The 12187-nt window shown below is 73.6% G+C and carries 14 protein-coding genes; 9 read left to right on the forward strand and 5 right to left on the reverse strand.

The features are described from left to right. From WBA97_RS25620 to WBA97_RS25660, 9 genes are all read left to right on the forward strand, one after another. Positions 1–1293, forward strand: a 1293-nt coding sequence (locus WBA97_RS25620) for a thioesterase domain-containing protein (RefSeq protein WP_424233474.1), incomplete at its 5' end; no start/stop codon positions are given. Beyond that, positions 1290–1520: an MbtH family protein gene (locus WBA97_RS25625; RefSeq protein ID WP_424233475.1), complete on the forward strand. Its 231-nt coding sequence runs from the start codon at positions 1290–1292 to the stop codon at positions 1518–1520. The genes WBA97_RS25620 and WBA97_RS25625, both read left to right, overlap by 4 nt. Positions 1521–1555: 35 nt before the next feature. Further along, positions 1556–2611: a 4-hydroxyphenylpyruvate dioxygenase gene (gene hppD, locus WBA97_RS25630; RefSeq protein ID WP_424233476.1), complete on the forward strand. Its 1056-nt coding sequence runs from the start codon at positions 1556–1558 to the stop codon at positions 2609–2611. After that, entirely contained in the window at positions 2608–3672 is a 1065-nt protein-coding gene (locus WBA97_RS25635; protein WP_424233477.1) for an alpha-hydroxy acid oxidase, read from the forward strand. The genes hppD and WBA97_RS25635 overlap by 4 nt, the downstream gene beginning before the upstream one ends. Then, complete coding sequence (locus WBA97_RS25640) at positions 3665–5023, forward strand: PLP-dependent aminotransferase family protein (protein ID WP_424233478.1); 1359 nt, start codon at positions 3665–3667, stop codon at positions 5021–5023. Before WBA97_RS25635 ends, WBA97_RS25640 begins: the two co-directional genes overlap by 8 nt. Before the next feature lie 3 nt (positions 5024–5026). Then, positions 5027–5884: an ATP-binding cassette domain-containing protein gene (locus WBA97_RS25645; RefSeq protein ID WP_424233479.1), complete on the forward strand. Its 858-nt coding sequence runs from the start codon at positions 5027–5029 to the stop codon at positions 5882–5884. A gap of 17 nt (positions 5885–5901) precedes the next feature. Beyond that, positions 5902–7035 carry a nucleotide disphospho-sugar-binding domain-containing protein gene (locus WBA97_RS25650; protein ID WP_424233480.1) on the forward strand — a complete coding sequence of 378 codons (1134 nt, stop codon included), beginning with the start codon at positions 5902–5904 and terminating at the stop codon, positions 7033–7035. Between the two features lie 132 nt (positions 7036–7167). Continuing rightward, the gene (locus tag WBA97_RS25655; RefSeq protein ID WP_424233481.1) at positions 7168–8325 is read left to right on the forward strand and encodes an FAD-dependent monooxygenase; all 1158 of its coding nucleotides are present in this window, start codon (positions 7168–7170) and stop codon (positions 8323–8325) included. A 26-nt stretch (positions 8326–8351) separates the two neighbouring features. Further along, entirely contained in the window at positions 8352–9128 is a 777-nt protein-coding gene (locus tag WBA97_RS25660; protein WP_424233482.1) for a hypothetical protein, read from the forward strand. 61 nt (positions 9129–9189) lie between these two features. On the opposite strand, the gene WBA97_RS25665 is transcribed toward WBA97_RS25660, so the two are convergent. The 5 genes from WBA97_RS25665 to WBA97_RS25685 all read right to left on the reverse strand — a co-directional run. Further along, positions 9190–10029, reverse strand: coding sequence for an ABC transporter permease (locus WBA97_RS25665; protein ID WP_424233483.1), 840 nt, complete (start codon positions 10027–10029; stop codon positions 9190–9192). Beyond that, positions 10026–10997 carry an ATP-binding cassette domain-containing protein gene (locus WBA97_RS25670; protein WP_424233484.1) on the reverse strand — a complete coding sequence of 324 codons (972 nt, stop codon included), beginning with the start codon at positions 10995–10997 and terminating at the stop codon, positions 10026–10028. The genes WBA97_RS25665 and WBA97_RS25670 overlap by 4 nt, the downstream gene beginning before the upstream one ends. Continuing rightward, on the reverse strand, positions 10994–11416 hold the full coding sequence (locus WBA97_RS25675; protein WP_424233487.1) for a lasso peptide biosynthesis B2 protein: 423 nt from the start codon (positions 11414–11416) through the stop codon (positions 10994–10996). The genes WBA97_RS25670 and WBA97_RS25675 overlap by 4 nt, the downstream gene beginning before the upstream one ends. A 2-nt stretch (positions 11417–11418) precedes the next feature. Further along, positions 11419–11679: a lasso peptide biosynthesis PqqD family chaperone gene (locus WBA97_RS25680; protein WP_424233485.1), complete on the reverse strand. Its 261-nt coding sequence runs from the start codon at positions 11677–11679 to the stop codon at positions 11419–11421. After that, on the reverse strand, positions 11676–12187 hold a 512-nt coding region (locus WBA97_RS25685; protein WP_424233486.1), incomplete at its 5' end, for an asparagine synthase-related protein. The genes WBA97_RS25685 and WBA97_RS25680, both read right to left, overlap by 4 nt.

Below are 12187 nucleotides of genomic sequence, written 5' to 3' on the forward strand. Positions count from 1 at the left end.
CGCACCGGCCGCCTGCACTTCGCGGGCCGCGCCGACGACCAGGTGTCGGTCCGCGGGTTCCGGGTGGAGCCCGCGGAGGTCGAGGCCGCGCTGCTCGCCGAGCCCGGGGTCACGCGGGCGGCCGTGCTCGCCCGACTGGACGGCGACGGCGAGCAGGCGCTCACCGCCTACGTCACGGGTGCGGCCACCGGCGACCGGCTGCGCGGCGCGCTGAGCGAGACCCTGCCGAGCCATCTCGTGCCCGCGCACGTCGTGGTGCTCGACGAGTTCCCGGTGACCCCGAACGGCAAGCTCGACCGCCGCCGCCTGCCCGCGCCCGCGAGTGGCGCACCGGCGGGCGCGGCACCGGCGAGCGGCACGGAGGCCGTGCTGCGGCAGGTGTTCGAGGAGGTCCTCGGCGCGCCGGTGGGCGTCCACGACAGCTTCTTCGACCACGGCGGCCACTCGATGGCGGCGGCCCGCCTGATCGACCGCCTTCGTGCGGACCTGGGCGCCGACCTGCCGCTGCACCGCGTCTTCGCGACTCCGACGGTCGCGGGGCTCGCCTCGGCGCTCGACGACGGTGCGGGCCAGGAGACCGGCCTCGGCCCGCTCCTGCGGATCCGCGCGGGCGGGCAGGCGGCACCCGTGTTCTGCGTCCACCCCGCGGGCGGGCTCGCGTGGTCGTTCGCCGGCCTCGGCCACCACCTCGACCGTCGACACCCGGTCCACGGCCTGCAGGCACCCGGCCTGACCGAGGCCGGGTCGCCTGCGACCGTGCCCGCGCTCGCCGCACGGTATGTGGACCTGATCCGCACCGTGCGCCCGCACGGCCCCTACCACCTGGTGGGGTGGTCGTTCGGTGGTCTCGTCGCGCACGAGATGGCGGTCCGGCTGCAGGCCGAGGGGGAAGAGGTCGGGCTGCTCGCCGTGCTGGACGCCTACCCGCCCGCCGAACCGCCGCCGCCCGTGCCGTCGCGTGCCGAGGTGACCGCGGCGGTGGTCGCCGAGACAGGGGCCTTCCGCCTCGGCGACGAGCTGGTCGAGCGGCTGACGGCGGTATACCTGGACCACGTCCGGGCCGGGCTCGGCTTCCGCCCCGGCGTGTTCCACGGCGGCCTGACGCACATCGCCGCCACGGAAGGGCGCACGGCCGCGCTGTCGGCGCACGCCTGGTCCGCGTACGTGACCGGTGCGGTCGAGCGGCACGACGTGCCGTGCACCCACGAGGAGATGACGACCACTGCCGCCCTCGCCCGCATCGGCGCGGTCCTGGCGGCACGGCTGGCCGAACTGGAGGGAGAGGACCGATGACGAATCCGTTCGAGGACGAGGACGCGAGCTATCTGGTGCTGCGCAACGACGAGGGCCAGTACTCGCTGTGGCCGACGTTCGCCGAGGTGCCCGCCGGGTGGGTGAGCGTGCACGGCCCGGCGGCCCGCCAGGACTGCCTCGACCACGTCGAGGAGGACTGGACCGACATGCGGCCGAACAGTCTGGTGGCCGCGATGGAGTCGGCACGGGAGTCGGCTCGGGAATGACCGCGTGAGCGCGGTCTCGGATGGGGGAGAACACCATGAAGGAAACAAGGAAGCCGTTGCCGGACACGTGGCTGGACCACGTCCGCTGCTACGTCGGGGACCTCGACGCCGCCGGGGACCGGCTCGCCGGAGGTTACGGGCTCGCGGTGTACGCGCGGTCCGCCGACGAGCACCAGCGGTCGGTCGCGCTGGGCCGCGACGCGATCCGCGTGGTGCTGACCGCCGCGCGGACCGACGACCACCCGGCCGCGGTCTACGTCACCCAGCACGGCGACGGCGTCGCGGACATCGCGCTCGGCACCACCGACGCGGCGGCGGCGTTCACCGAGGCGGTCCGTCGCGGCGCCCGGCCGGTCCACGCACCGGCCCGTGCCGAGGGCGTGGTCACCGCGTCGGTGCTCGGTTTCGGCGATGTCGTGCACACGTTCGTGCAGCGTGACGCCGGCCTGCCGGTCCGGCACCTGCCCGGCCTGCGGGCCACCGGCGGCGCGCCCGATCCGGACACCGGCCTGCTGGAGATCGACCACTTCGCCGTCTGCCTGGAGGCGGCGCAGCTCGACGCCACCGTCGCGTTCTACGAGGAGGTGCTCGACTTCCGCATGACGTTCGAGGAGAAGATCGTCGTCGGCACGCAGGCGATGAACTCGAAGGTCGTGCGGAACCCGTCGGGCACGGTCACGCTCACCCTGATCGAGCCGGACACCACCGCCGATCCCGGGCAGATCGACGAGTTCGTCAAGAACCACGCGGGCGCGGGCGTGCAGCACGTGGCGTTCCGCACCGCCGACATCGCAGGCTCGGTACGGACGATGAGCCGCGGCGGGGTTGAGTTCCTCACCACCCCGCCCGCCTACTACCGGCTGCTGGCGGAGCGGCTCACCCCGCTGCACCACTCGGTCGCGGAGCTCGGCGAGCTGAGCGTGCTGGCTGACGAGGACCACGGCGGGCAGCTGTACCAGATCTTCACGCGCACGACACACCCGCGCGGCACCCTGTTCTTCGAGGTCATCGAGCGGGTGGGGGCGACGTTGTTCGGCAGCGGCAACATCCGGGCGCTGTATCAGGCGGTCGAGGCGGAGCGGAGCCGGTGACGGACGCGGCCACCGCCACGCTGTCCCGCGAGATGTGGGACTACGTCATGGGCGGCAGCGGGGCGGAGACGACGCTCGCCGCCAATACGGCGGCGCTCGCGCGGGTGACCGTGACGCCGAGGGTGCTCACCGGTGTGGTCGAGCCCGACCCACGGGCGCTGCTGGCCGGCACCCCGGCCGCGCTGCCGGTCGCGGTGGCGCCCATGGCGTACCAGCGGCTCGTGCACCCCGGCGGCGAGGTCGCGATGGCCGGGGCCGCGCGTGCCGCCGGGGTGCCGCTGGTGCTGAGCACCCTGAGCAGCTGCCGTTTCGCCGACGTCCTGGCGGCCGGCGCCGAGACGTGGTTCCAGCTGTACTGCCTGCGCGACCGCACTCGCACCGACGAGCTGGTGGACCGGGCGGACGAGCTGGGCTGCCGGGCGCTCGTCGTCACGGTCGACGTGCCGGTGATGGCCCGGCGCCCGCGGGATGTGCGCAACGGCTTCGCGCTGCCCGAGGAGATCGGGCCGGTCAACCTCGGCGACGGGCCGACCGCGGCCCACGACCGCGCCGCGGGCACGTCGGCCATCGCCACCCACACGGCCGCCGAGTTCGCGCCTGGGTTGTCGTGGGACGACCTCGACCGGCTGCGGGCACGCACGCGACTGCCACTGGTCGTGAAAGGCGTGCTGGCCCCGGAGGACGCGCGGACCGCGGCCGACCACGGCGCCGACGCGGTGGTGGTCTCCAACCACGGTGGCCGCCAGTTCGACGGCGCGCCCGCCGCCGTGCACGCGCTGCCCGAGGTCGCGGCCGCGGTCGGCGACCGGTGCCAGGTGCTGGTCGACAGCGGCATCCGGACCGGCACCGACGTGCTCCGGGCACTCGCGCTCGGCGCGTCCGGCGTGCTCGTCGGCCGCCCGCTGCTGCTGGGGCTCGCGACCGGAGGCGCACCCGGCGCGGAGTCGGTGCTGGTGGCGCTGCGGGAGGAGCTGTGCGAGGCGATGCTGCTCGCCGGGTGCGCGGACGTGGCTGCGGCGCGGGCGCTGCGGGCCCGGCTGGGCGGGTGCGGTCATGAGTGAGCACACCGGCCTGGCCGCCCCCGGGCTCGCGACCGCGGACCTGCACGGGAGCCTCGAGGACCCGCAGCTGACCTCGATGAACTTCCTCAACGAGATCGCCGAGCGCTACCCGGACGCCGTGTCGTTCGCCGCGGGCCGCCCCACCGAGCGGTTCTTCGACATCGACGCGATCCACGACCACCTGACCCGGTACCGCGCGTTCCTGTCCGGGGAGCGTGGGTTCACCGAGGAGCAGGTGCGCCGCACCCTCTGCCAGTACGGCCGCACCAAGGGGATCGTCCACGAACTGGTCGCGCGGACCCTGGCGGTCGACGAGGGCATCGACGCCGATCCCGAGGCAGTGGTGGTGACGGTCGGGTGCCAGGAGGCGATGTTCCTGGTGCTGCGTGCGCTCCGGGCCACGGAGCGGGACGTGCTGCTCGCCGTCGCACCCACCTACGTCGGGCTCACCGGCGCCGCGCGGCTCGTCGACATGCCGGTGCTGCCCGTCGCGAGCGGGCCCGCCGGCGTGGACCTGGCCGACCTCACCGCCACCATCCGGGCCGCCCGCGCGGCCGGGCTGCGGCCGAGGGCCTGCTACGTGATGCCCGACTTCGCCAACCCGTCCGGTGTCCGCATGGACCTCGCCACCCGGCGGGCGCTCCTGGACGTCGCGGCCCGGGAGGACGTGCTGCTCCTGGAGGACAACCCGTACGGGCTGTTCACCGGCGAGGCGCGGCCGCTGCCCACGCTCAAGCGGCTCGACGCCGGCGGGCAGGTGGTCTACCTGGGCTCGTTCGCGAAGACCGTGCTGCCCGGCGCCCGCGTCGGCTACCTGGTCGCCGACCAGCGGGTCCGGACCGCCGACGGCCGCGTGACGCTGCTCGCCGACGAACTGTCGAAGATCAAGAGCATGCTGACGGTGAACACGTCGCCGATCGCGCAGGCGGTGGTCGGCGGCGCGCTGCTGGCGCACGGCGGCAGCCTGCGCACGGCGAACGAACGGCAGATCGCGGCCTACACGGACAACCGCCGGACGCTGCTGTCCGGGCTCGCCCGCCGGTTCGCGGACGTCGGCGGGGTGAGCTGGAACGCGCCTGAGGGCGGGTACTTCGCGGTCGTGACCGTGCCGTTCGAGGCCGGGACGGCGGCGCTGGCCCGCTCGGCCGCCCGGCACGGCGTGCTGTGGACCCCGATGACGTGGTTCTACGCGGACGGTGGCGGTGCGCACCAGTTGCGGTTGTCGGTCAGCTCGCTGGACGGCGGCACGATCGAGAACGGACTGGACCGGCTGTACGTGTTCATCACCGAGTGTGCTGAAGTGGGTACCGAGGGAGAGTCCGGTGGCCTGGACCGGAGTCAGTCGAGGTAGGGAGTGCAGTTGCTGGTTCTCGACAACATCGGCAAGCGGTACGGGGGCGGGGCGTGGATCCTGCGGGACGTCGGCCTGGAGCTGCCGTCCGGGCAGGTGAACGCGCTGGTCGGCGGCAACGGGTCGGGCAAGTCCACGCTACTGCGCATCGCCGTCGGGGTGTCCCGGCCGAGCCGGGGCACGGTGAGCGGGCGGCCGAGGGTCGTCGGGTACGTGCCGGACCGGTTCCCGCCCAACGAGCGGATGTCCGCCATGTCCTACCTCACCCACCTGGGGCGGGTGCGCGGGCTGGGCACCAGGGCGGCCGCCGCCCGCGCCGACGACCTGGTCGAGCGGCTCGCGCTCGTCGGCGGCAAGGACTCGGCGATCCGCATGCTGTCGAAGGGCAACGCGCAGAAGGTCGCGCTGGCGCAGGCGCTGCTCGTCGACCCCGAGCTGCTCGTGCTCGACGAGCCGTGGTCCGGCCTCGACGCTGACGCGCACGGCGTGCTCGCGGAGATCATCGCGGAGGTGGCAGGTGCCGGGGGCGCGGTCGTGTTCACCGACCACCGCGAATCGATCACTCGCGCGCACGCCTCCCGCACCTACCGCATCGAGTCCGGCCGGCTCACCGGGACGGTCGAGACCACGGACGAGCTGCCCGTGGTAACGGCGACCGTCGACGTGGTGGTGGCGCCACCCGCATGTGGTGGCCGACCCCGGTCCGTCGACTGGCGGGTGCTGTCCGGCGTGGTCGCCGTCTCGGCCCAGCGGGACGACGTGGCGTTGCGGGTCGAGGCCGACCACTCCGACCAGCTGCTGTCGACCGCGCTGCACCACGGCTGGTCCGTGCGGCGCGTCGGCCCCACTCCAGTGCGGTAGCCGTGCGGGTACTGGCCATGGCCACGCCTGGGTCGGGCATGTTCCTGCCGACGATCCCGCTCGCGTGGGCCCTGCGTACCGCCGGGCACGAGGTGCTGCTCGCCAACAACGGCGCCGCCGCGGCGGCGGTGACCCGGGCGGGGCTGAACGTCGTGGACCCGTGCCCGGACCGGGACGTCTGGGCCGAGTTCATGGCGGCGAGCCACGCCATCAACACCACACCGCCCGGCGAACCGCGCCCGGCCCGCGGCGGGCTCGGCCTGTTCGGCGAGGAGATGGCCGAGGGGTTGCTGGCCGTGGCCGAGGAGTTCCGCCCGGACCTCGTGCTGTCCACACTGGAACAGGGTGCGGGGCCGCTGGTCGCCGCTCTGCTCGGCGTGCCGCACGTCGAGCAGAGCGTGCGCCTCGCGTGGGCCGCGGGCGACGACCAGGCACGCGGGCACCGCGACCGCATCGCCGCCTACCTCGAGCCCACCCGCGCCCGGCTCGGCCTGCCCCGGCCCGCGCCGTCCGCCGCGGTCATCGACCTCCGGCCGCCGAGCCTCGGCGGCGTGGCGGGTGCGGACGTGTGGCTGATGCGGTACGTGCCCTACAACGAGGCGAAAGTGTTGCCGCGGTGGGCGATCGGGGTGCCGGACCGGCCGAGGGTGTGCGTCACCTTCGGCAGCGCGCTGCCGGTGTCGGCCGCGGCGGACGCGCTGCGTGAGCTCGTCACCGTGCTGGCGGGCAAGGGTTTCGAGGTCGTGCTCGCCGTGCCCGACGAGGACAGCGCCGCGCTGGCGCCACTTCCGGACCACGTGCGGGTGGTGGGCTGGCTGCCGCTCAACGCGTTGCTGCCGACGTGCGAGGCGATCGTGCACCACGGCGGTGCCGGCACCACGTTCACGGCCATGACGTGCGGGCTGCCGCAGGTGGTGATCCCGTTCAACGCGGATCAACCCGCCAATGCCGATGTCGTTGCCGCGCGCGGGACCGGGATCCGCGTCCCGCCCACCGCCATGGGACCCGCCGACGTGGCCGCCGCACTCGCCGAGGTGCTCGACGACCCGGCGTTCCGGACGGCGGCGACGGAGCTGCGCGAGGAGATCGCGGCACAACCGGACCCGCATGCCGTCGTGGCACGGCTCATGTCTGTCCACACCGGACACTGACTGCGCCGGTCCCGTCCAGTCGGGACCAGGTCGGGACCGTACTCCCACGAAACCGGGACCTCGGGACGCATAGGTTCGCGGAAGACCGCGGACGGGCACCTCGCCGCCGCGGGACGGGGGGGGGAGAGGTCCATGAGTCGCCGGGTGGCAGTCGTGGGCGCGGGCATCGGCGGTCTCGCCGCGGCCGGCGCCCTGCTGCGCAAGGGTTTTCAGGTTGACGTCTACGAGCAGGCGGCGGTGCTGCGCGATGTCGGCGCCGGTATGCATCTCGGCTGCAACGGCAGCAAAATACTGCGCCGCTGGGGGTTCGGGCCCTGGTTGGACCGCGCCGGGGTCCGGCCGGCCGCCCTGGAGGTTCGTGCCTGGCACGACGGACGCACGCTCGCCCGCCAGGCCATGGGCGAGGAGTGGGCCGCCGAGTTCGGCACTCCTTACCACACGATTCACCGCGCGGACCTGCAACGGATCCTGCTCGAGCACGCGGTGGGTGCACGGCTGCGGCTGAACCACCAGCTCACCGGGTTCGCCGACGACGGCGACGGTGTGCGGCTCACGTTCGCCTCCGGTGCGACCGCGACCGCGGACGTGCTCGTCGGCGCGGACGGCATGCACTCGGTGGTACGGGCCGCTTTCGCCGGGGACGAGCAGCCGGTCTACTCCGGGACGAGCGCGTTCCGCGGCATGGTGCCCTCGGCGAGTGTGCCGGACCTGCCCGCCGACACGATGTACCTGTGGGCGGGCCCGGACGCGCGCCTGCTGTGCTACCCGGTGAGCGGCGGCCGCTGTCACACGTTCGTGGCCGTCGTCCCCGATCCACGCGGTGGCACGGAGTCCTGGAGCTCGGCGGGCGACTCGGCGGAGCTGCGGGCGGTCTTCGACGGCTGGCACCCGCTGGTCCGCGCGCTCGTCGCCGCGGTGCGGGAGACGCGGCGCTGGGGCCTGTACGACCGGCAGCCGCTGGACGCCTGGGGCACCGGCCGGGTCACGTTGCTCGGCGACGCCGCCCACCCCATGCTGCCGCACCACGGGCAGGGCGCGAACCAGGCGCTGGAGGACGCCGTCGCGCTCGCGCATTTCCTGTCCACCAACGAACTCGATGCCGGTCTGCGCCAGTACGAGGAGTTCCGGCGCCCGCACACCACCCGCGTGCAACTCGGCTCGCGGGGCAGCGGCTCGCTGAAGGTCCGACCGGCCGGGGGTGCCGGCCTGGCGTCGCTCGTCGAGGACACGTCCTGGATCCAGCGCTACGACGTCGAAGGGGAGTTGCCGGTCGCGGCCGTGGCGCGCTGAAAGCCGAACGAGGAGGAGGGATCACCATGTCGAACGAGATGGATCGCCGCGGCCTGTTGCGGGTCTCCGCGGGGGCCGCGGTGCTCGCCGCCGCGGGCATGGCGGGGCTGGCGGGCACATCCGCCGCCGAGACCGCCGGGCGGGGCACCGAACTGCCGCCCGTGCCGGGCATGCTGGGGGACCGGCTGGCGAACGAGCTGTGGTATCAGCTCGACGAGGCCACGCTGTACACGAACGACCCGGAGCTGAACGACGCCTACCTGGCCATGATGGCCCACCTGGGCGGTGACCTCGAGAACAGCATGCTCGCCGCGTGGAATTCGATGGTCACCTCGCCGGACTACCCGCGCAACTACGCCCACTTCATGGCGCCCGTGCGGGGAGCGCTCCAGAAGCTGTCGGACGTGCAGGCGATGGTCTTCGACACGTACTACCCGCGCCGGGACATCCAGCTCGCCGAGGCGTACGGGATGTTCGGGCAGGGCGTGCTGTTCGACCCGCGGCGGGCGGTGGTGAAGCAGGAGGTCCACACGATGGGCGGCAACCCGCCGCACGGCTATCACGTCTGGTTCGCGTACCTGCGGGCGATGATGGTGCTGGGCATCGACCAGGCACGCTGGCGGGACATGGGCCCGTACGTGGCCTACGGCTGGGCGGCCCAGTCGATCGCGAAGCCGGACCAGCGGGCGGTCAACCCGCCGCTGCCGGCCGCGACCATGCGCAGGCTGCGGCGGACGTGGCTGTGCCGGTCGATCCGGCAGCTGGACCGGGACTTCCAGTCGTTCCCGTACCCGGCGGAGTAGCACAAACCGTGATGGCACAACGAAAAGGCCCGGTACGCGCCGGGCCTTTCGTCTTTGTCCCTCAGTCGGCGCGGGCGAATCGGCGGGTCGCCGCCGCGAGCGCCACGAACGCGATCAGCGCGACGATGCCGACCTCCAGCAGCACGGGCGGAGTCCAGTCCCACCACCGCGGCCCGACCGCGCTGCCACCCAGGTCGAGATCGCCGGGGAGCGTGCGGCGCAGCGCGTCGACGCCGTAGGTCAGCGGGTTCAGCAGCACGGCGGTGCCGAGCCACGCCGGCAGCCCGCCCACCGGGAACATCGCCCCGGACAGGAACAGCATCGGCATCACGGCGATCCCGACGACGATCTGGAACGTGTCGATCCGCCTGATCCGGACGGCTGCGAGCACGCCGATCGCGGTGAAGGTGAACGCCACCAGCGCGACCTCCAGCAACCCGAGCAGCAGCTCCGGGCCGTACGGGATGCCCGCGTACCCGGCGACCAGCAGCACGAGCAGCCCGTAGACCGCGCCGGTGGTGGCGCCGCCGAGACACAGCCCGGCGAGCAGCGCGCCGCGGCGGACGGGCGCCACGAGCATCTGCCGGAGGAACCCGGACTGCCGGTCCCAGACGATCGAGATGCCGACGGCCATCGCGGGTGACTGCACCGCCATCAGCAGCACCCCGGGGAACAGGTAAGCCCGGTAGTCCGCGCCGCCGACCGTGCCGTTGAGTCCGGTGCCGAGGATGAGCAGGAACATCATCGGGGTGATCATCCCCATGAGGATCCGCATCTTGTTTCGGCTGAACCGGATCCACTCCCGCTGCCACATGACCTTCACCGCGCGCAGCGTCCGGCCCGCGCTCGCGGCCTCGTCCGCCGCGGGCGAGTGGACGGCGGGTGTCTCTGTCGTGGTCATCGGCCACCTCTCCGGACGGCGGCGGTGAGCTCCGCCGGGTGCTCCACCGACTCGCGAATGGTGCGGCCGGTGTAGTGCAGGAAGACGTCGTCGAGCGTGGGCGGCGTGACGGTCACCGACCGCACCGGCAGGCCGACCTCCACACACAGGCGTGGCACGAAGCTCGCACCGTCCGGGACCCGCAGGCGCACGCCGTCCGGCGCCGCGGTCGCTTCCAGTCCGAAGCGGTCCCGCAGGATCCGGACGGTCTCGTCGTCGTCCCCGGTCCGCACCACGACGAGATCGGCGCCGACGGTCGCCTTCAGCTCGACTGGGGCGCCGGTCACGACCAGCTTGCCGCCGTCCACGATGGCGATCCGGTCGCAGTGCTCCGCCTCCTCGAGGTGGTGGGTGGTGAGGAAGACCGTAATGTCCCGCTCCGCGCGCAGCCGGTGCAGGTGCTCCCAGATGGCGACCCGTGTCTGCGGGTCGAGGCCGGTCGTCGGCTCGTCGAGGAAGAGCACGCGCGGCGTGTGCAGGAGCCCGCGGGCGATCTCCAGCCGCCTGCGCATCCCGCCGGAGAACGTGCGGACCTCGTCACCCGCGCGCTCGGTGAGGTCCACCAGTGCCAGCGCCTCGGCGATCGCGGCCCGGGCGGTCCGGCGCGGTATGCCGAACAGCTCGGCCTGGAAGCGCAGGTTCTCCGCCGCCGTCAGGTCGCCGTCCACAGTGGACTCCTGGAAGATGAGCCCGATCCGGCGGCGTACCGCGTCCGGCTCCCGGACCACGTCGTGCCCGGCGACCTCGGCCGTGCCCGCCGTCGGCCGCAGCAGCGTGCACAGCATGCCGATGGTGGTGCTCTTGCCCGCGCCGTTGGGGCCGAGGAAGCCGAAGACCGTCCCCGTGGGGACGGTCAGGTCCAGCCCGGCGACCGCCTCCGCCGCGCCGTAGTGTTTTCGCAGCCCGCTGGTTTGTATGGCAGTCGTCACCGGCGCGGCCCGGCGTCGTGGCGGACAGTCATGGTCGCCCGGTACAGGGCCGTGTCCGGGGGTTCGCCGACGGGGTCGCCCGCCACCTCGAGCCAGGCGTGCGCCCGGAACGGTGCGGTGCGGATGCCGGTGCACCAGTCCGGCCACCGGCCGGACAACCGGGCGAGCAGCACCGCGGCGACCGACCGCTGCAGGCACCCCTGGCCAGCGCAGCGCGCACTGACGCTGACGACCGCCTGCCGCGCGCGGAGTGCCTGTGCCGCGGTGGCCGGGCGGGAGCCGCGGCTCAGCGCGGTGAGCACGAGCCGCAACCGGCGCGGCGGCAGGAGGATCAGCAGCCGTGCGACCCCGACGGCGGCGCGGGCGGCGAGCGCGCGGTACCAGCTCAGCCGGACGGTCTCCTCGGCGACGACCGGCATGGTCACGAGGTCACCACCAGTCCGGCCGCCCGGAGGCTGCCGACGAGGGCGCCCACGTCGGTGTGGACGCGCTCGGACAGGTCCGGTCTGCCCGGCACGAGCCGCGCCGCCGCCTCCTCCGGTGCGTGCCCGGCCAGTAGCAGTCGCAGGGTGACCGCACCGGACCGGTTCAGCTGCCAGTACTTCCCGTCGCGCTCGTTGAGCAGCACCATGCCGTCTTCGGTGTCGGTGGCCCTCACGTCGCGTGCCAGTGCGAGGTTCATCGTGTTCCTCCTGCCGCGAAAGCGGGTTGCGGGTTGGCGCTGGGCGAACGCAGCCACCGTTCGCAGGCGAGCGTGGTCTCCAGCGGGGTGATGGCGCGGGTGACCGGGCCGGGGTTGCGCACCGCGTCCCGGAGAGCGTCCGGGGCGACCAGGCCCAGCTCGGCGAGGCGCAGGTCGTCGCACAACCCGGCGATCTCCTCCTGGTTGCGGCGCAGCCCCTCGTACATCTCGGCGCTGAACTCGCCCTTCGTGCGCCGGTCGAGCAGCTGGCCGGGCACGATCCCGCGCATGGCGGCCGCCAGCACCGGCTTGTACTGCCCGCGCCCGCTTCGGTCGGCGAGCCGGACCGACAGCGCGGTCTGGATCACCTGGTCGTCCTCGAACGGCGCCTCGAACCGCACGCCGGTCGCGTGCACGGCGGCGTTGAGCTCCCGCATCGCGCCCCCGCTCATCACGACGAACTCGAGCGCCTGGTGAAGTACCCGTTCCGGGGCGAGCGGTTCGGGGG

The organism is Actinophytocola sp., from assembly GCF_049647105.1.
GTDB lineage: Bacteria > Actinomycetota > Actinomycetes > Mycobacteriales > Pseudonocardiaceae > Actinophytocola.